The organism is Blastocatellia bacterium (assembly GCA_016713405.1).
Classification (GTDB): Bacteria; Acidobacteriota; Blastocatellia; order Chloracidobacteriales; family JADJPF01; genus JADJPF01.
The window spans coordinates 491,866-517,345 of sequence record JADJPF010000003.1 but is presented as its reverse complement, the minus strand read 5'-3'; the positions used below and the strand labels follow the sequence as shown (position 1 = coordinate 517,345).

Here is a 25,480-nt window from a genome sequence, read left to right as displayed (position 1 = left end):
TTATTTTAAAATAATAATACGTAGGGTTGAAACTTTACGTTACAAATATGTCACCCTGTTGGGGCTTTAGATTAAAAATACCTAATTACTTAGTTTAGGCTGTACTTATCGATGTGCCAAAATATAGCCTCGTCGCCCTACTATCCAAGCCCTTCCACTAGACAACACCTTTAAGCCAGTTAAATCATATTTTTTAGGTAAAGCAACTTTCTCCCAAGTCTTACCACCATCAATTGTACAAAGTAGCAGTCCAGGACGACCAACAATAAAACCCCGGCTAGTGTCCACAAAGTTAATTGAACGAAATAGGCTAGCTTCAACTCCTGTTGTTTGTTTTTGCCAAGTAATTCCTTTATCTGTACTATTTAGCAGTGTACCACCTAAACCAACAGCCCAAATATTATTACTATCAATGGGCCAAACATCAAAAAATGCTACATCAACTCCACTTTGTAGACGCTGCCAATTTTGTCCTCCATCAATAGTATTAAGAATAATTCCTTCTTCACCAACAATCCAACCTTCCCTTTCACTTAAAAAGCGAACTCTCCATAAATCATCAACTATTTTTAGGTCAACTTTTTCCCAAGTCGTGCCACCATCAAGAGTTTTAAGGATTTGTCCATTAGAACCTACAACCCACCCTTTCATTTCATCAATAAAAAACAAAGAATTTAGGACATCATTTTCTTGACCAAGGCGTACATTTTGCCAAGTTGCACCACCATCATTTGTCTTATTAATTGTCCCATAATAGCCAACCGTCCAGCCTAAATCTTTGTTTACAAAGTCGATATCGCTTAGAAATTCCTGTGCATTATTAGCTACTAACCAATTTTGTCCACCATCAGTAGTTTTTAGGATAGCCCCGCCTAGCTCATTAATATCGCTTACGGCCCACCCCATTTTTTCATCAATAAAATCTACTGCTGTTAATTCTCGGTCTATAGGGGATTTTTGCTCTACCCAATTACTACAAAAAGATATAGGTGTTGGGCTAGAAACAGGCTTTGTTCCTGTAGTTGATGAAGTATTATCACAAGAAATTAAACTTAAACTAAATAAAGTTATCAGACTAATGTTTCTAATCTTTTTTAGATAGTTTTTAATAAAAAAATTTTTACTTTTTTTTGACATTTATTCCTACTTAAATTAACAAAAACTTTGGCTCTTTAGAAAGATATTCTGTTGAACGTACTAATTGACAATAAACTTCAGATTTGCCTTCTTTAATCTCTACATAAAGAATAAAGTTATCACATCTAAATTGCTTTCTTAGTTTATTTAATTTAAGCATTAATTCTGCTTCAAAATCTTCATAAGAAGGTATTGCTAACATATTGCCATTACGTAGATAAATATCAGCAAATTGGTCATAAAGCTTTTGGCAGTTAAAATCTAGTTCTGAGTCAGAAAAAATTAAATTAACAAGATTAGTTTCATTAGCAATTTCAGGTTGTTTAGTAGTTATAGCTTCTTTGGGTGTTGGCAAAACTTTCATTTCCCCGCTCTTAAATTCAGATAAAGCAAAAGGAGCAGATTTAGGGGCTTTTTCATTAGGCCAAGCTGTTATTGAATAAGCATCTGCACTAGCAAGACGACGGCGCAAAAACTTACGGATTCTAGCTGTTAACTCATTAATACTAAAAGGCTTTGTCCAATAATCTGTCACACCACTTTCTAAAGCCTTAGCAATATCTTCCTCTGTATCTATTGAGGATAAAACTATAAAAGGTATGTCTCTAAGTTGTGGATTTGTTTGCATTTCATAAAATAGCTGTACTCCATCCATTCCCGGCATCATTAAATCAGAAATTACTAAATCAACTTTGTTGTCTTGTAAAAGCTGTTTTAATGCTTCTATGCCGTTAATAGCTGTTTTCATTCGACAACCTAGCGGCTCAATAGCTATTTCAATACAAGTTAAAATATCTGGCTCATCATCAACAATCATAATAGTTTGATTGGAAAAAGTTGATTGTGATTCAATGGCTTTTTTCTTTTCCCAACTAGTTATTTTTATTTTTGGTTTAGCTAAATAAATAGAGCTAAAGGATGAAATATCTACATCTGGTAGCAACCCAGTTTCATTATGAATGGGTCTGGACTGCTCATCTACCAAAGTAATTTTATCAGCCGCAGCTAGTGCAGCTAAAATTACTAATAAAATAGGTCTTTGAAGTCCAAAAGGTTCTTTTCTTAACAATCGGTAAGCTTGTAGTTTTGTAATTGGACGATCTCCATTACTTTCTAATAGCTCTAGAAGTAAAGCTATAGCACTGTCTTCAGGAAAAATCTTATCATTTACATCTAAAGAATAAGTTCTTCCTTCTACCTTAACTAATCCTAAAGGACGTACAAATTGCTCAAGATAAAGTAATTGGTCTGGCGTAGGTGTTTTATCACTAGTAAAGATCCAACTAATAATTTCATCTAAGTAATCTGGATCCAGTAAATCTTCAAACTTTGGATGTTGTGGATAACGTGTTGATAAAGGCTGATCCAACAATTTAGATAAAATAATGCTAATAAAATTACTAGAATGATAATTTAGCGACCAATTTTCATAGTAAAGATTAAATAATTTTCCTGTATCTAAATAATTTAACCCAAATAGATCTACTAATGTAGTTTCAAAAGCAGCAAGATAACGGCTAATTTCTTCTGTATCAAAATCATTTACGGCATCGCTACCCATCAATAACAAATATTTGAGGACTAAAAAATCTTCCTTACTAAATTCTGCTGGTTGCCAATAAATTAAAGTATTTGGTGCATTTGGTATGGTGCTTAAGTTTGCATTATGCTTTTGATTAGGTAGTAAAACAATGATTTGCCAGTCATATTCATTAATTGGGTTATTGGGGTTATTTTTTTCTGTAAGAATTTCTATTTCTTCACCCAAACTAATTATTCCCCTACGTAGTGAGCCAGACCAACGAACATTAAGTTCTGCTCGTCTTTTAAACAAGCCATTTTGCTCAAAAATAAAGGGCCAATCCTTAAAAAATTTCTTTCCAACAGAAAACAATATTTCACTTAATCTTGGATCATTATCAGCAATTTGCTCTGATGTTTTATGTAGCATTTCCATTAGTGAAAGGCTTTTTGCTGGAGGCTTTTCATCTGCTAAACTAGCTTGGATTATAGCTAGTTGATCTGTACTTAATTTAGTTGGGTTAAGCTGTTCTGTGTTTAATTGTTCCATTTCAAAGAGGCTACGGAAAACATATTGAGGTTTGCCAAAATCTATTAACCCAAGTCTTTCATCAGCAGCAATTAAAGAACTCATTATTATCTGCATTTGGCTAAGGAAATTTCTACTACTTCGTTCATCATTAAGCATTACAGCATTAGCAATCTCTTCTATAGTTGCTCCTTGACCTCGTAAAGAAAGTAATAATAACCCTCTAAGTAGTAACTTGGCATATAAAGCTTTTTGTGTATCTAAATTAATTGCTGACCAATAAAGTAAATTATCATAAACTCCAAAGACTTCTTTAAGATAAGGATGTTTTCTTAGCTCATCTTCTAGGTTTTCAAATAAATCATCAATATTAATTAAGCTTGTATCTCTACGTACTAAAGCAGAAGGAGATACTTCTGTTAAAAAGCCTAGCAAGGAAAAGCTTTTTACATAACGTTGCATGGCTGGACTAACGGATAAAATCATTGGATGCGCTGGATAAAGATTAATAAACTCCTCTAATTCACAAGAAAAATGCGGCATACTGGTTAGAATTTCTTGATAAAGTTGCGTTAGAGCTTTTCTTTGTTCTAATGTTTTGCGAAAGAGTTTTTGTTCAACTACCATAGCCAAATTACTAATATCTATTTGTTCAATTTGGCAAAATTCTGACCAATTACTACCTGAAATAATATCTTCATCTAAAGTAATTACTAAAGCAAAAGCTCCTTTATTAGCTTCATGGATTAAAGTTTCTAGTAAGTGGTAAGCATATTGTTTTTTTTCTGGGTGTTTAAGGGCAGGAGAAAGACCATCAACAAATACAACATAATCTTGGAATTTTTCTATACCTATATTAACTATTTCCAAGATTTCGTTTGCATTAACCCAACCTCTTAGGGCTAGAGTTTGTACAGAACCAACAGGAAAGACTTTAATAAAATCCATTCCTCGCTCTAAATCAAACCCTAAAGTTAAAGAAGCTATTCCACCCACAGGAACTTTTTGGAGGGAATGTTTTTGCAAAGCTGCTCTTGCTTCTAAATCTAAAATTATAGTAGCTAAGCTAGGTTGATTAATAAGGCTACGTACAAGAGAAAGCATATGGGTTTTGCCAACACCCCGTTTACCAACAATTAGAGTAGTACCTATTGAGCTAGCAGCTTTTTCTATTAATCGATTAGCAGTTTTTAAGAATTCGTAATTAAAAGAGTAGCTTTTAACTATCTGTTCATTGCTAACACCCTTAAAGCGAGTAAGATGTTCTGTATAACGTACAGAAACATAATTCTTAACCTGCTGCAACCCCATAAAATTAACCCCCAACTTATTAAACTAGAAAAGTGGTAGTTTACACATAAAGTTAGAGAAAAGAAATTCTTAGGATAACCTATATTGAGGTAAAATGGCAGTTAGTAAAATAAGCTTGTAACTACTAGAATATATAAGGCTTCTACTTTTTAGGTAATAGAAAAATAGATTATTCTTGATAAAAATGTTCCCTATTTTTAGCTTTATTTTTATTTATACAAATGGTAACTCCTAAAAATGCCCCAAAGATTGCTGTATAAACAACACTAGCTCCTATTTGTAAAAATTTTTCTACTAAAACGCCTAACATTGTACCTGCCATTAAACCTAAAAAACCCCAAAGCATTGGGTTAAAGTCTTTGCGAATTTCTTTATATAGTTTTTCATTATCCTTAATTTGTTTTCTTTCATTATAGATAAGCTGCCTGACTTCTATATCATCTTTATAGCCGGATAAATCTACTATTCCTCCACAAGTTTTAACATGACAGCCACAACCCCCCGTTTGACAATCATTTACTACTTCTAACTTATTGTTTTCTAATGAATTCTCCATAAAACTACCTTTTATTTAGAGTTTAATTTATTTGGGTAAATTTAAATTTTTATAAAAAAGTTTGTTTTCTTTGCACAGCATTATAACATAAGAAATTTGATTGTTATTTTAATTAATATTGAGCTAAATTGTCTCCAAATAGAAAGACGACGAGTTAGCACCTGAAGTATTAGAAAAATGAAAGTTAAATCATTGCTAACCATCATTAAGATAAGCCATACGATTGTATGGGCAATTTTTGCTACTTGTATAATCCTCATTTGGGTATTTGCTTTTTTTAGAGCTTATAAAGAAGCTCTCCTAGCCATTTCAGTAATAATGATTGAAGTAATAATTTTGGCAATTAATGGATGGAAATGTCCACTAACCAAAATAGCAGCTAATTACACTCAAGATCGTAGCAGTAATTTTGATATATATTTACCAGCCTGGATAGCTAAGCATAATATGCTTATTTTTGGATTGTTATTTTTTTGTGGGGCAACTTTTACTTTTTTTAGATGGATTGGAAAAATTTAAGCTTATCCAATCCTCTAAAAAGAACTCTTACCAAAAAGGCTTAAAACCTTATTTAACTTGATGACTCAGTTTAATAACATGTTCTTTTGATGCCTTATCAATCTCTATTGGAACATTCCAAACCAAGGTTTTTAGTTTACACACTCCTTTAGTATCATCAATTGGACAATAAGCAAAGGTAAACTGTACTTCTAGATTAGCCTTTTCTACTCCAGGATTTAACTTAAATGGAACTTTAATTGGTAGTTTAGGATTTTTTAGCGATGCAGAACGAAGATTTTCAGCTATTTCTATCTCTTTATCAGCTAATTTTATCTTGTAAACATTTGTAGATTCTGGGTTTAGATGTTGTCCTGATGGGAGTTTCAAGTCTATCAATAATTCATTTTTGCCTACAGCAATTTTTTGTACTTCAAGCGAAACATCTTCACGATTAGGAAGAATTTCTTTTGCTACAATCGTGTTTGGAGGTGTTAAGCCTGTAATTTTTAGCGTTGTAACCTCTTTAGTCTTTAAGTCTGCTACTCTAATAACATGATTATTAGTATCAGCAATATAAAGCTTATCATTTGCAAAACTTAACCCACTTGGCTCATAAAATTTTGGTGTTTTTCCATCCTCTTTTCCCGGCTTTCCAGTGCCTAAAAAGTTTTACAAGAGTTGTCTTTAGGGTCAATAACCTTGATTTTATGGTTATAAGTGTCAGCAACATAAACTAGTCCATTAGCAAATTCTACTCCCAAAGGATGTTGGAGCCTTGCAATATCTTTTACACCATCTATATCACCAAAACCAAATAGATCTGAACTACCTGCTAAAGTAGAAACTTCGCCTTGATCGCTAATATCAACAGCCCTAATGCTGCTAATTTCACTATCAGCCACATAAAGAGTTTTACCATTAAAAGCTAGTCCAGAAGGTTGAGCAAGCGCAGCTTTATGTCGCAATCCATCAATACCATCTTCTGCACCTGAGCCAGCAAATGGGCCTATTTCATTAATCTTTAAGTCCATTATCCAGATTTGATGCGGCCCAGCCATAGCTATAAACAGTTCATTACCAACAAGTTCCACATCCCAAGGCGAATTAATAGCAACCTGTCGGCTGGGGCCAAATTCATTATAATTTATTGCCTGTTTGCCTGTTCCAGCAATAGTTGTTACTTGTTTTGCTTTTAAGTCTACCTTGCGGATTAAGTGGTTTTCTGTATCTGCAACATAAAGAGTATTTCCATCAGGAGCAAGAAAAATCCCTTGTGGATGGTTAAAAGTGGCTGTCTTAAAATCACCATCAGCAAAACCTATTTGCCCATTGCCAATAATTTCTTGCGTCTCACCATTTAGATTAGTAATTACAATGCGATTGTGGTTAGAATCACTAATAACAAGTTGATTAGATTTTGCATCAACTACTACTTTACCTGGGAAAGAAAGCATATCTGGCGCGGTTTTATGCTTTTCTAGTAAAAGCTGTAATGGCTCTTCATTAAGCTTACCCTTGGCGCGAAAATCTTCTACCAACTTACCTATTTTCTTATCTAAATCCTCATAATGGCCTTCCCCAGAATAAATATTTGTTACATATCCATCTGGATCAATTAAACATAAAGTAGGCCAGGCACGTGCAGAATATTGGCTCCAAATCTCAAAATCACTGTCATTAACTACAGGGTGTTCAATCTCATAGCGTAAAATAGCTTGACGTATATTTTCAGATTCTCGCTCATTCTTAAATTTGGCTGAATGCACTCCAATTACGACTAACTCTTTTGAATACTTAGCTTCTAGCTTTTTTAAGTCAGGAATAATATGAATACAGTTAATACAACAATAAGTCCAAAAATCTAATAAAACAACTTTACCTTTTAACTGTGCTAGCTTTAATGGTCGATCTGTGTTTAACCAACCATGTCCACCAATTAATTCCGGCGCACGTACTCGCCCTAAATTTCTCATTCTTGCGTTTTCATCCCCTTGAGCAGTTATATTTTTAAGCTTAGTTTTAGGGGAAGATATTCCCACAATCGTTAAACTTAAGATTAATGCAAGGAAAATTATTATTTTTGGTAATTTTCTAGTATTTATTTTTTTTAGAGCGTCCATCTGAAACTTTTGCATAATAACTAACTACCCTCTAAATTGTTGTTTTTTCTTAAACAAGTAGTTTAATGTTTTTTCTTAATTGCGACAATATGCCAACTCCTGATGAAAACCTTAACCAATTTTTAGAATAAATTCCGTCTATAACTTACCAACAACCTCTAACTTTTAGGAGCATTTGAGATGTCATTTAATAAAATTTTTATTGTTGGACATGTTGGGCGAGAACCTAGAATAGAAGTAAGTTCCAAAGGTTCATTTATATGCTATTTAGCTGTAGCAACTAATGAAGTAATAAAACAAGAAAAAATAACTACCTGGTATCAAGTAGTTTTATTTGGCAGCCAAGCCGAACGTGCCAAACATCAGTTAACCAAAGGTGCCAAAGTTTATGTAGAAGGTCGTTTACGCCCTCAACAAATGAAAGATAAAGAAGGCAAAGTCCGTACAGTGTTGGAAATTACTGCTAATGAATTTTGTTCTTTAACTTCTATAGCTCAGTAATACGCAAGTATTATGTCATCTTGTCTAGTTCTTAAACTATTTTCTTTATTATTTCCATAAGCAAATAACTCTTGTTTTTAATTAAATTTTTTTTGCATACTTAAAGAAAAATTAAAGCAAACTAATTATTTTTTAAGGTGCAATGTCTAATAATAACTCATTGGTAGAATTGCTAGGCTCAATTAAACGTGTCACCTTCCATAATCCCAATAATGGTTGGTCAGTGCTGCGTTTAACTGTAAAAGGCTCAATAGATGAAATTACTGTCACGGGAAGCTTTGGATCAATTACGCCAGGTGAAAACGTTAAACTTTCTGGTTATTGGTCTAATGATCCTACTTATGGTTATCAATTTAAGGCACTCACTTATCAGGTTACTCGTCCTGCAACACTTGGAGGGATTGAAAAATATCTTGGATCAGGCTTAATTAAAGGTGTTGGCCCTGTGACAGCGCGCCGAATAGTCCAAAAATTTGGACTAGATACTTTAGATATTATTGAAAATGATCCAGAACGCTTAACCGAAGTTCATGGAATTTCTGCTTTTCGTCTTAGCCGAATTAAAAAAGCTTGGGTAGAACAAAAAGAAATTCGTAATATAATGACTTTTCTTACTTCTCATAATATTTCTTCTCATTTTGCAGTAAAAATCTTTAAGCAATATGGACAGGATACAATCAAAACTATAGAAACTAATCCTTATCAATTAGCGCGAGATGTTTATGGAATTGGTTTTAAGAGTGCTGATAAAATCGCATTAAATTTAGGGTTAGCGCGGGATTCCGAAGCCCGACTTCGTGCAGGACTTTCACACGTTCTTTATGAAGCAACTGAAGATGGACATTGTTTTTTACCTCAAGAAGAATTACTTGAACGTGCTTCGGTAGCTTTAGAAATTCCTGAGCAAGAAAAATTTATTCCTCTAATTGCAGCAATGACAACAGATAAAGAATTATATCAAGTAGAAGTCCCTAGCACAAAACAAGCAATTTATGTAGCTCCTCTCTTTCTAGCAGAACGCGCCGCAGCAATGAAGTTATTAAATTTTACTCATGCAGTGGCAACGGATTCAGCAAGAGTAATTAAATGGTTAACTCGATTTTGTCAGCGAGAAAAATTTGCTCTTTCTGAAGAACAACAACAAGCAATTTTAACTGCTGCTAGTAGTGGGGTTAGCATTATCACTGGTGGCCCTGGATGCGGCAAAACTACTACAGTACGAGCATTGGTTAAATTACTACAAGCTATGGGAAAAAAGGTCTTACTTGCTTCTCCAACTGGCCGAGCAGCACAACGACTAGGAGAAGTAACAGGATGTGAAGCTAAAACCATTCACAGACTTTTAGAATTTGACCCTAGCACTTTTTCCTTTAAACATAACCAGGAAATGCCTTTGGAAGGAGATGTTTTTATTATTGATGAAGCATCTATGATTGACATTTTGCTTGCCAATAGTCTGTTAAAAGCTATTCCAAGCGATGGGCAAATTTGTTTTGTTGGAGATGCTGATCAATTGCCATCCGTTGGGCCAGGGCAATTTCTTCAAGATATGATTCAGTCTAAAGCCTTGCCTATAGCTGAGTTAACCCAAGTTTTCCGTCAAGCAGCAGCAAGCAATATAATATCCTATGCACATAAAATTAATAAAGCTCAAATGCCAGAATTTGCTCGCCCTGGGGCTGAAACTTCGGATTGCTACTTAATAGAAGAAACTGATCCAGAAAAAATAAATGCTCTTGTAGTCAAAGTAGTAACTCAATCTATTCCAAAACGTTTTCAAATCCGCCCTCAACAAATTCAGGTGCTTGCACCAATGAAACGAGGCAGCATTGGCACTACAAACTTAAATATAATGCTTCAAGAAGCCATAAATCCGGCTCACCCTGATAAAACAGAAATAAAATGGGGAATTACTATTTATCGTGTAGGTGATCGCGTAATCCAACAAGTTAACAACTATAAATTAGAAGTATTTAACGGCGATATAGGTCATATTGAAAATATTGATTTAGAAGACCGTCAAATAACTGTTAGTTTTAACGATAGAAGTATTACTTACGACTTTGCTGATTTACACGAATTGACCTTAGCTTATGCTATTTCAATTCATCGTTCACAAGGCAGTGAATACCCTGCAACTATTATGCCTATACATTTTCAACACTGGAATTTACTTAATCGCTCAATTGTTTATACTGGTTTAACTCGTGCTAAAAAATTAGCAATCCTTATAGGTCAAACAGGAGCAATTAAAAAAGCTATCCGTCAAAACTCATCTGATCGCTATACAAACCTTGCTCAAACCCTCCAAATGGGCAAAAGCGGCGTTGGCATCGGCAAATTGTGGTAATTGCTAATTTTCTCCTCAAAAGTAAATAATCGTCCAAAATCTTTCTACAAACTAAGCGTTAGCTTCGGCAACTAAACTTTGAATTTTGCTGGAGGAAAAACAATGAAAAAATTCTTAAAAATTGCAGGATTAATACTATTAGGAATAATCGCTATTAAATTAGCATTTGGCTTAATCGCTCTAACAATCAGTTTAATCATCCCGCTTGCAATACTCGCCATAATTGGACTAGTAATTTGGAAATTAGTTGATGGCGATAAGATTTTGCAAAAATTCACCAAAAAGCCGTCCACTATTGCTGCTCCCCCACTTTGGCAAATGGATGATGACGAGTTTACTTCTTATCAACCAGAAATTAAAAAAACTACTAAATTAAAATACTAGGTATTAGGTTCTTAAACTTAAGCTTTATTTTGAAAGTTAAAGGAGGGCAAAATTTTATGGAAAACTTAAAATATAATAATATTCTTACAATAAATAGCTATAAATACAATAGTTTATCAGATGACTACTAAAGCTATCTAGCAGAATTTTATAGATTACGCAAAATTAAGCCCGAAAATTTATCAACAGAAGAAAAAATGTTGTTAGAAACCTTAACCTTACTAATCGCTTTTCACCAAGAAAAACTTTATCCATCCTTGCAAAAGCTTGATAATATAGATATTACTCCAAGTCTATTAGCAGCTTAAATTCATTAAAAACTTTCTCTTAATTAAGATTACGCCTTATAAATTACGGTTCCTCTTTCGCATACAAATTTTAGTGGAATTTTTGGATTATTAATGTCCTTTCCACCATCAGCATACTATTTTGCTGTCCAAGCTGAATAATATGGTTCTAAGTCTGTTGGGGTAAGTTGATGAATGGACAGTAGTTTAATTCCTTCATATACTGCAAAAATCCAATTTACTTTTCTATATTTTTCAATAATGGCTGGGTTCATATGATGATGAGTTGAAAAACTTTTCGTTAAAAGCGTGTTGACTGATTTTAGCTCATATTCATTTCCATCTTTGTCTTTAGCATCATTTCCTTCCCTACCAGGCAAAACTTGCAATCCTGTAATTAAGAGTACTTGAAGAAGTTTTCCTCCATTATCTTGAAATATGTCATTTATACCATGTTTTTGGGCTAGTTCTTGAAGTTGAAGTATATGAGGATAAATTTTTTGAAATATAGCAATATCAGGATGGCTTTTACTCATCATTCAGCAATTCCTTAATATTTATTTTTAAAGCTATTGCAAGACACTCCATATTATCAATTGATATATTCCTTTCGCCTCGTTCCACTGAACCTACATAGGTTCGATGTAATCCTGCTAAAGCGGCTAACTCTTCTTGAGAAAGTCCCCGTTGCAGCCGAATTTCTCTTAGCTTCTGAGCAAAAATGTTTCTGGCTTTAAGTCTAGTATTCTTAGTCTGCATCAAGCTATAATCATTTTTTGATGACTATAAGTCTACAGACTATGAGTAGCATTCTAGGTGGAGTAACAAAATTGGATATAGCAAATTTACCAAAACTAAATGTTAAACCTGCATATACTACAAATTTGGGTAGTGCATATTGTGGTAACTCCTTAGATTTATTGTCAAAATTTACTGACAATACTGTCAATTTAGTAATAACCAGTCCACCTTTTGCATTGTTAAGAAAAAAAAGAATATGGGAATAACGAACAGCATGAATATATTGAATGGTTATCAGAGTTTGCAAAAGTCGTTCTAAGAAAACTTACCCTAGATGGTAGTTTTGTTCTTGATCTTGGTGGGGCCTACCAAAAAGGTGTTCCTTCAAGAAGCCTTTATAACTTTAGAATACCCATTCATTTTTGTGATGAGCTAGGTTTTTTCCTTGCAGAAGACTTTTATTGGTTTAACCCATCAAAATTACCAAGCCCAATAGAATGGGTAAATAAGCGGAAAATCCGTGCTAAAGATTCTGTGAATACTGTTTGGTGGTTTAGTAAATCAGAATTTCCAAAGGCAAACATTACAAATGTGTTAACAAAATATAGTGATCATATGAAAAACTGCTTAAAGACCCAAATAAGTTTTATGATCCAAAGAAAAGACCTTCAGGACATGATATTGGAAAAGGGTTTGGTAAAGATAACAATGGGGCAATACCATCAAACTTACTCCAAATACCAAATTCTGAGTCAAATGGAGTTTATATGTCAGGTTGTAAATTGGTTGGTACAAAGAGCCATCCTGCAAGATTTCCAAGTAAACTACCTGAATTTTTTATAAAGTTTTTAACAGAGCCAAAAGATGTTGTTGTTGATATTTTTGCAGGTTCAAATACAACAGGTTTTGTTGCTGAAGTAGAAAATAGGCATTGGTATTCATTTGATATGGAAATTGAGTATGTTGCAGCATCTGCATTCAGATTTCTTGAAAAAAATATTGATAAAAAAGAGGTATTAAATATCTACAACTCTATTAAAGAAGGTAAGACTATTTATTTAGAAGAATATAGAAGACAAATGAACTTAATTGAAGAAGTCCCGAGATCTTTTTTGTCTCAATCTCAAATTGCCTAATTAGTTAACAAAATTTTTATTAAAATTTTACTTAATTATACTTTTAGACTTAAAAAGTAGTTAATAAATTTTTAGTGGGATAGGCATAAAACAGAGGATAAAAACTAGCAAAGCAATAAAACCTAAAAAGCCGCGCCAAAACCCTAGGGGCTCATCTTCATCAACAACTTTTGGATGTTTCATTGCAAACATTACTATCAGTAAAATTGCATAGATAAAACCTCCGCTCCAATTAGAATCAATATAAGCAAAATATGCAATAACAGCTTGTAAAATAGTTGCAATTAAAGCGACTATACGATGTCCACGACGGCCAAACAAAGCGTAAACAACGTGTCCACCATCTAGTTGACCAACAGGCAATAAATTAAGGGCTGTTGCTAGCATTCCTACCCAACAAGCAAACCAGATAGGATTCCAAACTAATTCAGATTGCACACCAAAAATTTTTCCAATTAATGTAAATAACAAAGGATTATTAAAAGTTATTGGCAAAGCGGATGAAACAGGCCGACTAAAATATATCCCAGCAATCGCAGCAGGAATTGCAAAAACAAAACCTGCTAATGGCCCTGCAATACCGATATCAAAAAGAGCTTTTCTGGTATAAATTGGGGATTTAATCTTAATAAATGCGCCTAGTGTTCCAATTCCTAAAGGCGGCGGGATTGGAATAAAATAAGGTAAAGTAGCACTAACACGATAGTAAAGACAAGCAATATAATGACCTAATTCGTGTGTTCCTAAAATTACCATTAAGGTAAAGGAAAATATTAAACCGTTGATAATAGGTATTTTAGAAGTTGTTACTATATTATAAATTTGGTCAAGATCCGCTTCTTGTAAAAGATACGGAAAAATTGCACCAGCAATTGTGGTGGTAAGAATAGTGGTAAGAAATAAAAATAGATGCCAAAGAAATTGCCTAGGTGTAATACCTAAGCCTGTATCTAAAGAAGTCAGATAAGATGCAGCAAACTCATCGTTTGAGTAAAAGAACTGATTATTTTCTGATAACTCAAGCTCTTTTTTTGAGTCTTTACGAGAAAAGAAAGGAAACCTTAAGTTTGCCACACCTATTTATCCTAAAAATTTAGCTTATCTGGACAAAATTTCTTGGCTTATTGTTGTAACTCTTTGCCAGGTTTAAATCTAATGGTTTTTCCTGGTGGAATATCTGTAACTTCACCAGTTCTAGGATTACGTCCAATGCCGCGTTTACGTGGTTTTACTACAAATACTCCAAAGCCTCGTAGCTCAATACGTTCACCACGTTGCATAGCATCTTTCATTGCATTAAAAAGCGCGTCAACTGCTACTTCTGCTTTAATTTTTGGTACACCTGTTTTTTCGGAAACTCGATTTACTATGTCTAACTTGATCACTTTTTTTCGCCCCTTAATAATGTGATTTACTAATGTTAATTACTAGGAAAAAGCTTTACTTTAGATAAAAATATATCTGCTACTAATTTTATAGAAAGTACTAAATAGTAAAAAACTACCGTAAACTTTCGCAACTATTTTTTTTATTAAAGTTACATTAGAGGGTTGCATTATAGGCGTTAACCAACAAATCTGTCAAGGATTTGCATGAAATAAAAGTTCTGTTTTAGCACGTTCTAAAGCTAATTTTGCTTGGTCTGCTGCTGCTTGAGCGCGAGCTAAATCGTTTTCATCAATAGCCTCTTTTATAGATGGAAAAACTTCTGCTGCATAGCCCGCATAAATTCCAGGAGCATAAATTACATGCCGATACCAAGGCCGTTTTTCTAAACCTTTAGGATCAATAAAAGCTCTTTCTACCTTTAACAAGGTTTCATTAACAGTATTAAGATTCTTAGACTTAGCATCTAAATCCTTAATTTTATCTTGATACTCTATTGCTGCTTGACGAAAATTTATTGCTGCTTGTTGTAAATCTTTTAGATTTAGTTTTAAGCCTTTTTCCTTAGCGTTTTGCTCAAGATCAGCTATAAAACTTTCTATTTGTTGACCATAATTTTTATATTCAAAAGGAAGCTTTGCCATAGTTGAAAGTCGGACGGCCATTAATCCCCAAACTTTTGCTAAATTGGTATGGTAATTAAAAGTAGGATCTCCAAATTTTTCCATCCAATGAAAACTATCATAAAGCGAATGATAAACTCCATATGGCCCGTTAAAACCCATATCTAGCGATGGTACGCCAATATGTTGTAGAAAGGGTGTATAGTCTGACCCACTTCCTAAGCTACCTAATTGAAAATTTGTATCTCCTGCTTTAATAGAGTTTGGTCTTTCCCCTTGGCGTTTGACCCAGGTTTCAAAAATACTTTTCCTGATTTTGGGTCTATGACATCCTCCATCACACTATGAGCAAAAGACATTAAACTAGGAACTCCAGAAATACCAAAATTTGGCCCGGCTACTGCTACATCTACATTAATATAGGCTATTGCTGATTTACTTAGTTTTTCAGCGTGTTCTTCTACCCATTCAGTAGAACCTATTAGCCCAAATTCCTCTGCATCCCAGCTACCTAAAATTATTGTGCGTTCAGGCTTCCAACCTTTTTTTAAGAGTTCCCCTAGTCCGCGAGCAACTTCTAACATTGCCGATGAACCGCTATTTGGATCAACTGCTCCATAAACCCAAGCATCTCTATGATTACCTAAAATAACTAGTTTTTCTGGTTCGCTACTTCCTTTAATTTCTCCAATTACATTCCAAATTTTACGGATTTGAAAATCAAAACTAGTCTTTAGTCTAACTTCTGTAGGGCCTGGGCCAAGGTGATAAGAAAAAGGTAACATTCCTTGCCAACCTCTTGGCACATTTGGCCCGCTTAAAGCCTCAAGCAACGGTGCAGCATCTTGATAAGAAAGCGGTTGGACAGGAATTTTTGGCAAACTGCTAGCTTGTTCTGTTGGCAAACGCTTACTATCTTTAGTTGAAGCAATGCCAGGTGTAAGAGGATCTCCAGGGTAAAGAAAAGTATATAAAACACTTCCTCGCTGGGCCGAAGACGGCGGACGATAAGGCCCACGAGGGTAAACATCTCCTGCACCATAGCCATCATCCGAGGGATCAGAATAAATTAGTAACCCTATTGCCCCATTTTCTTCAGCAACTTTAGCTTTTACTCCACGAAAAGCCCGTCCATAACGAGCAATAGCAATTTTCCCTTTTACATCAACACCAAGTTCAGACAATCTTTTATAATCTGCTGGAAGTCCATAATTTACATAAACTAACTGACCCGTCACATCGGCATTTGTTGAGTAAGCATTAAAAATTGGTGTAATAGACTGATCAAAAGAATCACCATCTTCATTAACAATAGCCTCACTTAAAACAGCTTTATAATTGCTAGGCTTTAACATCTCAACGATGTTTTCTTTTGGATATGGTAATAATACTTGATATTCAACTATTTCAGCCGCAATTCCATATTCACGCATCTGATCGCGGGTATAAACAGCCGTTTTATAATCGGCTTCTGTGCCTGCCATATGGGATTTTTCTGTATAAGCTCGTAAATGGCGTTTTGCTGTTTCTGGATTAGGTACACTTAAATATATTTTTTCCCAATCTAAAGATTTATTGCTAATTGTAGGTTCTTGAGCAATAACTGTAAATGATAGTAAAGAAAAGATTAAGCAAAATTTTAAGCTTAATTTAACTATTTTTTTAAGTGATGATGTTAAGTTTGTCAACTTTGCTATCTCCTAAAAATTTTGCAAAAAAATAGCCCAACTTCGGTAAGTTGGGCTATTTTTTACAAACTTAAAATTATTTTCTAACCTCATCATAACATTAAAGTTACTAACGAACGCCTTCTAAAAAGGCTCTTAGCTTACGACTACGGCTTGGATGACGAAGTTTTCTTAATGCTTTAGCTTCAATTTGACGAATTCTTTCACGAGTTACTGCAAAATGCTGTCCAACTTCTTCTAATGTATGTTCTGAGCTATTATTACCTAAACCAAAACGCATTTTTATTACTTTTTCTTCACGTGGGGTAAGAGTCTTTAAGACTTCCTCAGTAATTTCACGTAAATTAGTATTAATTACAGCTTCGGCTGGGTTAACAATAGTCTTATCTTCAATAAAATCACCAAGATGTGAGTCTTCTTCTTCTCCAATAGGAGTTTCTAAAGAAATAGGTTCTTGGGCAATTTTTAGCACTTTACGAACTTTTGACACTGGGATATCCATACGTCTTGCAATTTCTTCTGAGGTAGGTTCACGGCCAATTTCTTGGACTAAAGCGCGAGAGGTACGGATTAATTTATTAATAGTCTCAATCATATGGACAGGGATTCTAATAGTCCGTGCTTGATCAGCAATAGCGCGAGTTATAGCTTGACGAATCCACCAGGTTGCATAAGTAGAAAACTTATAACCTCGGCGATACTCAAATTTATCTACTGCTTTCATTAGACCAATATTGCCTTCTTGGATTAAATCCAAAAATTGTAGTCCACGATTAGTATATTTTTTAGCAATAGAAACAACTAGTCGTAAATTAGCTTCAACTAGTTCCCGTTTAGCCTGGTTAGCATGAGTTTCCCCTGCAACAATAGCCGAAAGGGAACGCTCTATTTCTATAGCAGAAGTATTATATTTCTTTTCTAAATCCGTTAACTTGCCTTCTCTGTTACGTAAAGAGCGTTTTAGCTCACGTTCATCCCTAAGTTGAGGACTATCAAGGGTTTGACGAGCTTGCTGTAATTCATCTTTTGCAAATCTTAATTTATTTATATGACCTCGTATTTGGCTAACAAAACGGTCATGAATTTGGGGGGTAAAGTCTATTAAGCGAAGTAGCTGAGATATTTCTATACGTAGTCGTGCTAAATTAGTACGGTTTTTGTTTGGTTTAGCATTTCGTTTAGTATCAACTTTAGCTTTTTCTACTAATTTAAGTCTTTTTTGGTGAAGCTTTTGTATTTCATAGAAAGCCCCTAAAACATGTGCTAAGTATTCTTCTATTTTATCTTCCGTTAAACCTTCTGCATCAGAAAATGTTACTACTTCACGCACAGAAAGAATGCCTTCTTTTAATTCATTTCCTACTTGCAAAAACTCTTCCACTACAATGGGTGAACGAGCAAGCGACTTTTTAGCACGTAGTTGGCCGCGCTCAATTCGTTTTGCAATGGCAACTTCCCCATCACGAGTAAGCAAAGGTACTATTGCCATTTCTCTAAGATACATTCTTACAGGGTCGTTAGTTTTATCTAAAAGTCCTGGAGAAAGATCTAGCTCTATGTCTTCATCCTCTAAGCCTTCCTTTTTATCTAAATCTGAAAGATCGCCAAACTTATCATCACCATCACCAATATGGATACCTTCTGAATTGAGAACATCAAAAATTGCTTCGATGTCATCAGCAGAATTTACCTCTGGTGGCAACAATCGATTTATATCGTCATAGGTAAGATAATCTTTTTCTTTTCCTACTTCTAAGAGCTTATCTACATCTTCTTGATACTTCTCGTGGATTGCCATACAAAAACCCTATCCCCCTTCACTTAACTACATATGAAATAAAATTTAGGTGGTCAGCCTATTTAACACTTCTTAAAAAAACAAAGTATTATCAAATAAATATCTTATAAATATTTTATAAATCAACAACTTAGTATAGATATTTCTATACTTTTTATAACAACTTTTTTACTTTCCCAAAAGTTGTCTCATTTCTTGAGCTAAAGCAAATTTTTTTAATGAAAGCTCCGTTAGCTCATTGCTGTTACCATCGCGTTGAGCTTCATTTATTTCACCCTGCAAGCGGATTAGTTGTTGTTCTATCTGTAAGCGTTTTAAAGCATTAAAGGCTTCTTGAGCATAACTAATTAGCTCATCTTCAGATAGATTACTTAAACTATCAGTTTCTACCATTATTTCGCTAATGATTTTTTCACTTTGAGCTAATCGGTTTGGCTCAATCTCAGCGCAAAGACTGGTAAAGTTAACCTCTTTACTTGATTTAGTCAAAGATATTAATGCTGCAAAAACCGACTCCGTAGCTAAATCCTTAAATAGTTCTACTTTAAGGAGAGGAAGCATTGAATATCTTAAAGACTGATTAAAAAATAAAACCTTAAGCAATTGCCGCTCTGCTGGTAAAACTCTAATGGCTGGAGCAACTTTTCCTAGATCTAATTGTGGTAGTTTACCTACAGCAGCACGCTTTAATTCTTCTCTAATTACTCTGCCTTCTATTTTTAGTCGGTCGGCTATTTGCTCTGCATAAGTAGCTCGTTCAATTTTATCCCTCATTTTGCTTAAGAAAGGTAAAATGCTATTAAGTGTTTCTACCTTGCCAGCAGGACGAGAAATATCATGCTCACGCATAGCTTGAGTTAAAATATAATCAATATAGGGCTGAGATTTTTTGAGTAGTTGGCGATATTGTGTTGCACCATTTTTCTTAATGAATGTATCAGGATCTTCGCCATCCGGCAAGCTTAATACATTAACTTTATAACCATATTCTAACAATATTTCCAAACTACGTTTTGTTGCTGCAATTCCAGCATTATCTGGATCAAAATTAACTACTATTTGTGGTGTTTCTAAATATCTTCCTAACAATTTAACTTGCTGTTCGGTTAAAGCAGTCCCTAAACTAGCCACAATATTTTGTATACCTGCTTGAAATGGAACCACAAAATCTAGGTAGCCTTCTACTAAAATTACAAATTTTTGCTTACGAATAGCTTCTTTAGCATAGCTTAAACCAAACAAATTACGTCCTTTGGTATAAATTGGAGTTTCTGGAGAATTTAAGTATTTAGGTTCTCCTGAGTCCAAAATTCGCCCGCCAAAAGCGATCACTCTTGATTGTGTATCTGTAATAGGAAAAATACAACGGCCACGAAATCTGTCATAAAACCTGTTGCCTTGTTCTTTAAGAACAACTAGCCCGCTACGCTCAATTTGTTTTTGACTTGCACCTTGAGTGCGTAAATAGCTACTTAAAGCGTCCCATCTATCCGGTGCATAACCTAATCGAAAAAGCTCAATACTTTCTTTAGTAATACCACGCTGCTCAAAATAATCTTGGGCTTTTTTTCCTTCAACTCCTTCAAAAAGCTGTGTTTGAAAGAAATTTGTTGCCCATGCGTTTACTTGTAGTAGGTCTTCGCGTTCTTGTGTTAGCTGGCGATCATCTACTTTTTCTACTTCTGGAACCGGCACACCCATTTTTTCTGCTACAATTCTTACAGCTTGCCAGAAATCACAACTTTCTATTCGCCTTATAAAGCCAAAAACATCTCCACCAACAGAACAGCCAAAACAATGAAAAATTTGCATTACTGGGTTTACATTAAAGCTAGGTGTTTTTTCTGTATGAAAAGGGCAGTTTGCCAAATAATTTTTCCCTTTTTTTCTTAAGGGAACATACTCAGAAATAATTTTTACTATATCTGTTTGGCTTTTAAGTTCTTCTGTAAAGGCTTTACCAAAACCCATTTTTTATCTCTCTAGTGTTGTTAACACTAGGTTAATTAATTTATTATTTATCTATTTTTAATATTTCTTAACAACTTTTTAACAACTTTTTATGGATAATTTTTATTGTCTTAACTCAACAATTGTTGCACCCGATCCACCTTCAGCAGAAGTAGCTAAATAAAAGTTAGCTACATGAGGGTGCGACTTTAATAACGCTCCTATAGCACTACGTAATCTTCCTTGGCCTGACCCATGAACGACCCGAACACGGTCAAAGTTTTCCAAAAAAGCTTGGTCTAAAAATTGGTCTACTCGATCACAGGCATCTTCTGTAGTACAACCAATAACATTAATTTCACTGCTAGCAGTGTTCTCTTTTTCCCTAGTTAAATTTACGCCAGCAGGTAGACGATAATTTTTAGCTTTTTTCTCTTCTTTGCCTACGAATTTTAATGTAAAACGAGAAGCCTTAAAGCGCATAGCACCTACGCGAACAAAAACATCATCGCCCTTAATTTCTTCTACAATACCTTTTTGACCAAGTTCGGTTTCTACTTTATCGCCGATGGAAAAACTAGTAACAAAAGCTTTTTTATTTTCATCACTACTAGTTTTATTTATCTCCGTTTGTTTAGTTGGAGTTGAAATAGTAGATTTGCTTTTTACACTTAAATCTTGAGCCTGTTTTTTTATCTGAAAAACGCGCTTTTGTTGTTCTTTAAGCAATTTAGCAGCTAAGGTTTTATCTGTTAGTTCAGCAAGAAATTGTTCTGATTGTTTTGTAAAATCTTTTATTACATTAGCTAAATTCTTTTCAAACTCTTTTTGGCGTGATAGTTCTTGAGCAGCAAAATCATCATTAAGTTTATGATATTTTTCTGCTGTTGCTTGACGCTCACTTTCTAGCGCGACGTTTAGATCTTGCCAGCGTTGAGCTTCGGTTTTAATGGTTCGCAGGAAGTTTGCTTGATGAATATCCCTTTGGTCAAGTCTTTTTCTTGCAACTTGTAAAATTTCTTCCTGTAAGCCTAAACGTCTTGCAATTTCTATCCCGCTAGAGGTTCCAGCAATGTCAATCAATAGGCGATAAGTTGGTTGGAGGGTTGTTTCATTAAATTCTACAGAAGCACTTATTACACCAGGAGTTTCTGTAGCATAAAATTTTAGCGGATTATAATGTGTTGAAACTAAAACAATTGCGCCTTTTTGCTTAAAGTAATCCACAATTGCTACACCTAATGCTGCCCCTTCTTCTGGATCTGTACCTGTTCCAACTTCATCCAACATTACTAATGCAGGATAATTAACAGTTGCAGCCATTTCGCTAATATTGCGAATATGAGAAGAAAACGTAGATAAATTAGCTGCTATTGACTGATGATCTCCAATATCGGCCAATATATCCTTAAAAATAGGTAAGCGTGCATTATGAGCAGGAACATGCATTCCAGATTGTGCCATTAATGCAAGTAGGCCAACCGTTTTTAATACTACAGTTTTTCCACCCGCATTAGGGCCACTAATAACCATTGCATTCTTGGATTTAGAAAATTCTAAAGTAATTGGGACTATTTTATTAGGTGTTGTTCGTAGAGTTTTTTCTAAAATTGGATGACGAGCCGAAACAAGTTTTAACTCTCCCATCTCGTTCATTTCCGGCTTGATACAATCATATTCTTGAGCAAAATTAGATTTAGCTATTACTAAATCTAGTTCTGAAAGAGCCTTAACTAAAGCCCTTAGACCAGGTAATTCTTTACGTAATTGCTCAGAAATACTAAAAAGTATTTTTATTATTTCATTTTCTTCAAGTTCCTGAAGTCTAACCATTTCATTATTTTCTTCTATAGATGAAATTGGCTCGACAAAAGCAGTAGCACCACTAGAAGACATTCCATGAACTACACCCGGAACACGAGCGCGAAAGTCATTTCTTACAGGAATAACAAAACGACCATTACGAAGGGTGACAAATTCATCTTTGACAGCATTTTCTTGTCCAGCAGACTCTAAAATATTACTTAAATGCTTGTAAATACGATTGCGTAAGTTATTAATTTCTCGGCGTAGGCGTTTTAATTCTGGGCTAGCATCTTCATTAATTTCCCCTGAGGGTAACAGTGTATCTTTTAGACGCTTGTAAAGTATTGATAAATTAGGTATTTGACTAATAATTGTAGAGAGTGCAGGAAAATTTCCTTCAACTTCTCTAAATTGAACTTTAAGATCGTGTCCTGTGCTAATAATGCTTTGAAGTGAGAGTAATTCTTCAGCTAAAAGATAGGTATTATTGATGGCTAGACGTGCTAAAAGTGGAGCAGGATCAGCAATTTCATTAATTCTAATACGGCCAAACTCACGTTGATAATCACTGCATTCTTTGACTTCTTTATGCAACCGCTCAATTACATGAAGATCTGTTAAAGGAGTAATTTCTAGTAGTTGTTTTCGACCGATAGGAGTTTGGGCATAAATTGATAGTAAGTTACGTAGTTGATTAAACTCTAAAGGTTCAAAAGCTTGTTGGTTCATAAAACTTAAAGTTAGCTTTACCTAGTGTGTTTTATATAGATTTAGTAATTTCTAGGCAAAAAGAATAAACTCTGATGATAAAAGTTTATCTAAAGGTTCGTCAAGAGCTAGCTTGCAACTTAATAGCAAATTCTTAAAACTAGCAACTGCTTTGCTTAAGCTTATTGATAACTAAAACACGTTGCAAAGCGTTATTTGCTAAATTAAAATTGCCTTTTTGTAAGTAAGCCCTAAATCTAAACATTCTATTATTTGTCTAAAATAACATATACATTTATTCTAAACTTAAATCGATAGTATATTTTCTTGTAGGCTTACTTATAACTACTTAATTTGTAGTAACGCTGGAGGTATTCTTTCTTAAATGTTAAAAACATTAAATAAAAGCAAACGCTCTCAAAAAGCCATTTGGATAGTAGCTTCTGCAATAGTCACACTAGGTATGGTAGTTTTTTATGCTCCAATGCAGCAACAAAACGCGCTTACGGCTGATGGCCGACCTATGTCACTTAAGGATTCTGATTTAGTTGCAAAAATTGATAAAGAAGAAGTTACAGTCCAAGACTATATGTTTGGCCTTACCAATATGATGCAAATGTATCAACAATTTATGAAACAAAGTGGTAAGGATATGGATCTTAATCAAGTACGTAGTATGGGACTAGATAAAACCCTACTACAAAACTTAATCCGCAAACAAATTATAGCTTTGGAAGTTAAACGACTTGGTTTAGAAACTACAGATGCAGAAGTCCGCACCCGTATTAGAGAACAGTTTACTGTTGATGGAAAATGGGTAGGATATGAAAAATACCAACGTTATATTGAAAGATCCGGCCAAACTGTAGGACAATTTGAAGAATCTTTACGTGAGCAAGTAGCTGACGAAAAATTACGCAGTTTTATTACAAGTGCTGTCCAGGTCTCCCCTCAAGAAGTGCAGGAGCAGTTTAACAAGGAAAATACTTCCTTTAACCTACTTTATACAGTGCTTGAAACTACTAACCTAAATGATAAAGTCACCTACACAGATGCAGACTTAAAAAGCTATTTTGATACTAATAAAGCAGATTTTCGTATTGATAAAGCCCAACGTAAGGTCGAATATATTTACATCAATCAGGATGCCATAGGTAAAACGCTAGAAATTTCTGATGAAGAATTAAAAAAAGACTATGATCCAGAAAAGTTTGTTTCTGAAGTAAAAATACAGCAAATTGTATTAAAAGTTTTGACAGAAGCAGATAAAGAAACTGTGCAAAAGAAAGCTATTGAGATAGTTGGCCGTGCAAAAGGTTCAGGAGGTGCGCAGGCAGAAGATTTTGCTGCTTTAGCAAGAGGAAACTCACAAGATGCAGGAAAAGATAAAGAAATCGTAATCAAAAAAGACACTGTTAAACCTGGTAGCTATTTACAACGTGTGTTTACAATGAAGGTAGGTGAAATTAGCGACCCTTTAGCAGATGGAAATAATTATTGTATTATTAAAGTCCTTGATCGTAAAAATAAGACCTTTGAGGAAGCTAAGGAAAGTTTAGTAGCTTCTGCACGTAATCGGCTTTCTTATAAAAAAGCTTCAGACCTAGCAGATGAAATAGTTAAACAATTAACAGAAAAGAAAGACATCAAAGCAGTTGCAGCAGAAACAGCACAAAAACAAGGCTTAAAAGTAGAGGAAACCTTAAAACAAACTCCCTTTTTTGCTGCTGGGGATGATGTACCTGAAATTGGCAATAACCCCTCTTTTGAAGAAGCTACAAATAACTTAAAAGCTGTTGGTGATGTTGGCGTTAAAGTGGGTGTTCGTGGTGGTTTTGCAATTGCAAAACTTTTAGAAATAAAAGAACCTCATGATGCAGTATTTGAAGAAGTTAAAGACAAGGTAGTAGAAAAATATAAAGCTTCAAAAGTCAAAGATTTAGCTGCTGTTCAAGCAAAATCCATCTTGGCAGAAGCTAATAATACTGCTGATGGATTAAAAGTAGCCATAGAAAAAGCTGGTCTAAAAGTAGCTACCCGGGATGATTTTAAAGATGGTCAATCCTTAGAAAACTTTAATGATATTAGTCGTGTTGCTCCTATGGCATTAGCGACAAAAGCAGGCGAAGTTGCCAAAGAACCTATCTTTAACAATGGTAAATATTTACTCTTTGCTGTAACTAAGCGTAATGACCCAAGTAACCAAAAATATAATGAGCAAGCTAATGCAATTGAGGAACGTTTATTAGAAGAACGCCGCTCAATGACTTATGAAGCTTACTTAGAAAACATTAAGAAAAAAATGAAGGCAGATGGAAAAATTACTGTCTATAAAGAAATTGTAGAAAAGATCTTTCAAGAAATGGCTGCTCCCCCTCCAGGACAATAAAAACTCTGTTTTAGAGGCAAAAAGCCAAGACCACTAAAAAATCTAATTTTATAGGCTT

18 protein-coding genes and 2 pseudogenes are annotated in these 25,480 nt (G+C 34.4%); 6 read left to right on the top strand and 14 right to left on the bottom strand.

Annotation, left to right across the window (positions count from 1 at the left end):
• Window positions 1-105: 105 nt before the first annotated feature.
• The 3 genes from IPK14_05710 to IPK14_05700 form a co-directional block, all read right to left on the bottom strand.
• A complete protein-coding gene (locus IPK14_05710; protein MBK7992917.1) occupies window positions 106-1,137 on the bottom strand; it encodes a hypothetical protein in 1,032 nt (343 codons plus the stop codon).
• A gap of 10 nt (window positions 1,138-1,147) precedes the next feature.
• Entirely contained in the window at window positions 1,148-4,498 is a 3,351-nt protein-coding gene (locus IPK14_05705; GenBank protein MBK7992916.1) for a response regulator, read from the bottom strand.
• A gap of 169 nt (window positions 4,499-4,667) precedes the next feature.
• Window positions 4,668-5,054, bottom strand: coding sequence for a hypothetical protein (locus IPK14_05700; protein ID MBK7992915.1), 387 nt, complete (start codon window positions 5,052-5,054; stop codon window positions 4,668-4,670).
• 177 nt (window positions 5,055-5,231) lie between these two features.
• Here IPK14_05700 and IPK14_05695 point away from each other — a divergent pair, with 177 nt between their 5' ends.
• Window positions 5,232-5,573 (top strand): hypothetical protein, encoded by a 342-nt coding sequence (locus tag IPK14_05695; protein ID MBK7992914.1) that lies wholly within the window; start codon window positions 5,232-5,234, stop codon window positions 5,571-5,573.
• Between the two features lie 48 nt (window positions 5,574-5,621).
• On the opposite strand, the pseudogene IPK14_05690 reads toward IPK14_05695, so the two are convergent.
• A pseudogene (locus IPK14_05690) lies at window positions 5,622-7,528 on the bottom strand (redoxin domain-containing protein).
• Window positions 7,529-7,855: 327 nt separating this feature from the next.
• On the opposite strand from IPK14_05690, the gene ssb reads away from it, so the two are divergent.
• The 3 genes from ssb to IPK14_05675 all read left to right on the top strand — a co-directional run bounded on the left by ssb (window position 7,856) and on the right by IPK14_05675 (window position 10,910).
• Window positions 7,856-8,176, top strand: a complete 321-nt coding sequence (ssb, locus tag IPK14_05685; GenBank protein MBK7992913.1) for a single-stranded DNA-binding protein — start codon at window positions 7,856-7,858, stop codon at window positions 8,174-8,176.
• A 142-nt stretch (window positions 8,177-8,318) separates the two neighbouring features.
• Window positions 8,319-10,526, top strand: a complete 2,208-nt coding sequence (locus IPK14_05680) for an ATP-dependent RecD-like DNA helicase (GenBank protein MBK7992912.1) — start codon at window positions 8,319-8,321, stop codon at window positions 10,524-10,526.
• Between the two features lie 102 nt (window positions 10,527-10,628).
• Complete coding sequence (locus IPK14_05675) at window positions 10,629-10,910, top strand: hypothetical protein (protein MBK7992911.1); 282 nt, start codon at window positions 10,629-10,631, stop codon at window positions 10,908-10,910.
• Between the two features lie 337 nt (window positions 10,911-11,247).
• Here the strand turns inward: IPK14_05675 and IPK14_05670 are convergent, their stop codons facing one another.
• From IPK14_05670 to IPK14_05660, 3 genes are read right to left on the bottom strand one after another with little or no spacing between them, the layout of a single operon-like run.
• Window positions 11,248-11,313, bottom strand: a complete 66-nt coding sequence (locus tag IPK14_05670; GenBank protein ID MBK7992910.1) for a hypothetical protein — start codon at window positions 11,311-11,313, stop codon at window positions 11,248-11,250.
• Window positions 11,314-11,334: 21 nt separating this feature from the next.
• Window positions 11,335-11,733 carry a restriction endonuclease gene (locus IPK14_05665; GenBank protein MBK7992909.1) on the bottom strand — a complete coding sequence of 133 codons (399 nt, stop codon included), beginning with the start codon at window positions 11,731-11,733 and terminating at the stop codon, window positions 11,335-11,337.
• Complete coding sequence (locus IPK14_05660) at window positions 11,726-11,956, bottom strand: helix-turn-helix transcriptional regulator (protein MBK7992908.1); 231 nt, start codon at window positions 11,954-11,956, stop codon at window positions 11,726-11,728. Before IPK14_05660 ends, IPK14_05665 begins: the two co-directional genes overlap by 8 nt.
• 41 nt (window positions 11,957-11,997) lie before the next feature.
• Between IPK14_05660 and IPK14_05655 the strand changes: the two are divergent.
• Window positions 11,998-13,074, top strand: a pseudogene (locus IPK14_05655) (site-specific DNA-methyltransferase).
• Window positions 13,075-13,134: 60 nt separating this feature from the next.
• Here the strand turns inward: IPK14_05655 and IPK14_05650 are convergent.
• From IPK14_05650 to IPK14_05620, 7 genes are all read right to left on the bottom strand, one after another.
• Window positions 13,135-14,148 carry a site-2 protease family protein gene (locus IPK14_05650; protein ID MBK7992907.1) on the bottom strand — a complete coding sequence of 338 codons (1,014 nt, stop codon included), beginning with the start codon at window positions 14,146-14,148 and terminating at the stop codon, window positions 13,135-13,137.
• Window positions 14,149-14,195: 47 nt separating this feature from the next.
• Window positions 14,196-14,459, bottom strand: coding sequence for an integration host factor subunit beta (locus tag IPK14_05645; GenBank protein ID MBK7992906.1), 264 nt, complete (start codon window positions 14,457-14,459; stop codon window positions 14,196-14,198).
• A gap of 195 nt (window positions 14,460-14,654) precedes the next feature.
• On the bottom strand, window positions 14,655-15,245 hold the full coding sequence (locus IPK14_05640; protein ID MBK7992905.1) for a hypothetical protein: 591 nt from the start codon (window positions 15,243-15,245) through the stop codon (window positions 14,655-14,657).
• Window positions 15,246-15,310: 65 nt separating this feature from the next.
• Window positions 15,311-16,771: a M28 family peptidase gene (locus tag IPK14_05635; protein ID MBK7992904.1), complete on the bottom strand. Its 1,461-nt coding sequence runs from the start codon at window positions 16,769-16,771 to the stop codon at window positions 15,311-15,313.
• Window positions 16,772-16,880: 109 nt separating this feature from the next.
• Window positions 16,881-18,569: an RNA polymerase sigma factor RpoD gene (rpoD, locus tag IPK14_05630; GenBank protein ID MBK7992903.1), complete on the bottom strand. Its 1,689-nt coding sequence runs from the start codon at window positions 18,567-18,569 to the stop codon at window positions 16,881-16,883.
• A gap of 168 nt (window positions 18,570-18,737) precedes the next feature.
• Window positions 18,738-20,540, bottom strand: a complete 1,803-nt coding sequence (locus IPK14_05625) for a DNA primase (protein ID MBK7992902.1) — start codon at window positions 20,538-20,540, stop codon at window positions 18,738-18,740.
• Between the two features lie 102 nt (window positions 20,541-20,642).
• Window positions 20,643-23,054 carry an endonuclease MutS2 gene (locus IPK14_05620; GenBank protein MBK7992901.1) on the bottom strand — a complete coding sequence of 804 codons (2,412 nt, stop codon included), beginning with the start codon at window positions 23,052-23,054 and terminating at the stop codon, window positions 20,643-20,645.
• Between the two features lie 364 nt (window positions 23,055-23,418).
• On the opposite strand from IPK14_05620, the gene IPK14_05615 reads away from it, so the two are divergent.
• Window positions 23,419-25,422: a SurA N-terminal domain-containing protein gene (locus IPK14_05615; protein ID MBK7992900.1), complete on the top strand. Its 2,004-nt coding sequence runs from the start codon at window positions 23,419-23,421 to the stop codon at window positions 25,420-25,422.
• Window positions 25,423-25,480 lie beyond the last annotated feature (58 nt).

Excerpts from the sequence above, each read along its gene's own strand:
- IPK14_05710 (MBK7992917.1), bottom strand. The coding sequence starts at position 1,137 with ATGTCAAAAAAAAGTAAAAATTTTTTTATTAAAAACTATCTAAAAAAG.
- IPK14_05705 (MBK7992916.1), bottom strand. The coding sequence starts at position 4,498 with ATGGGGTTGCAGCAGGTTAAGAATTATGTTTCTGTACGTTATACAGAA.
- IPK14_05700 (MBK7992915.1), bottom strand. The coding sequence starts at position 5,054 with ATGGAGAATTCATTAGAAAACAATAAGTTAGAAGTAGTAAATGATTGT.
- IPK14_05695 (MBK7992914.1), top strand. The coding sequence starts at position 5,232 with ATGAAAGTTAAATCATTGCTAACCATCATTAAGATAAGCCATACGATT.
- ssb (MBK7992913.1), top strand. The coding sequence starts at position 7,856 with ATGTCATTTAATAAAATTTTTATTGTTGGACATGTTGGGCGAGAACCT.
- IPK14_05680 (MBK7992912.1), top strand. The coding sequence starts at position 8,319 with ATGTCTAATAATAACTCATTGGTAGAATTGCTAGGCTCAATTAAACGT.
- IPK14_05675 (MBK7992911.1), top strand. The coding sequence starts at position 10,629 with ATGAAAAAATTCTTAAAAATTGCAGGATTAATACTATTAGGAATAATC.
- IPK14_05665 (MBK7992909.1), bottom strand. The coding sequence starts at position 11,733 with ATGAGTAAAAGCCATCCTGATATTGCTATATTTCAAAAAATTTATCCT.
- IPK14_05660 (MBK7992908.1), bottom strand. The coding sequence starts at position 11,956 with ATGCAGACTAAGAATACTAGACTTAAAGCCAGAAACATTTTTGCTCAG.
- IPK14_05640 (MBK7992905.1), bottom strand. The coding sequence starts at position 15,245 with ATGGGTTTTAACGGGCCATATGGAGTTTATCATTCGCTTTATGATAGT.
- rpoD (MBK7992903.1), bottom strand. The coding sequence starts at position 18,569 with ATGGCAATCCACGAGAAGTATCAAGAAGATGTAGATAAGCTCTTAGAA.
- IPK14_05625 (MBK7992902.1), bottom strand. The coding sequence starts at position 20,540 with ATGGGTTTTGGTAAAGCCTTTACAGAAGAACTTAAAAGCCAAACAGAT.
- IPK14_05620 (MBK7992901.1), bottom strand. The coding sequence starts at position 23,054 with ATGAACCAACAAGCTTTTGAACCTTTAGAGTTTAATCAACTACGTAAC.
- IPK14_05615 (MBK7992900.1), top strand. The coding sequence starts at position 23,419 with ATGTTAAAAACATTAAATAAAAGCAAACGCTCTCAAAAAGCCATTTGG.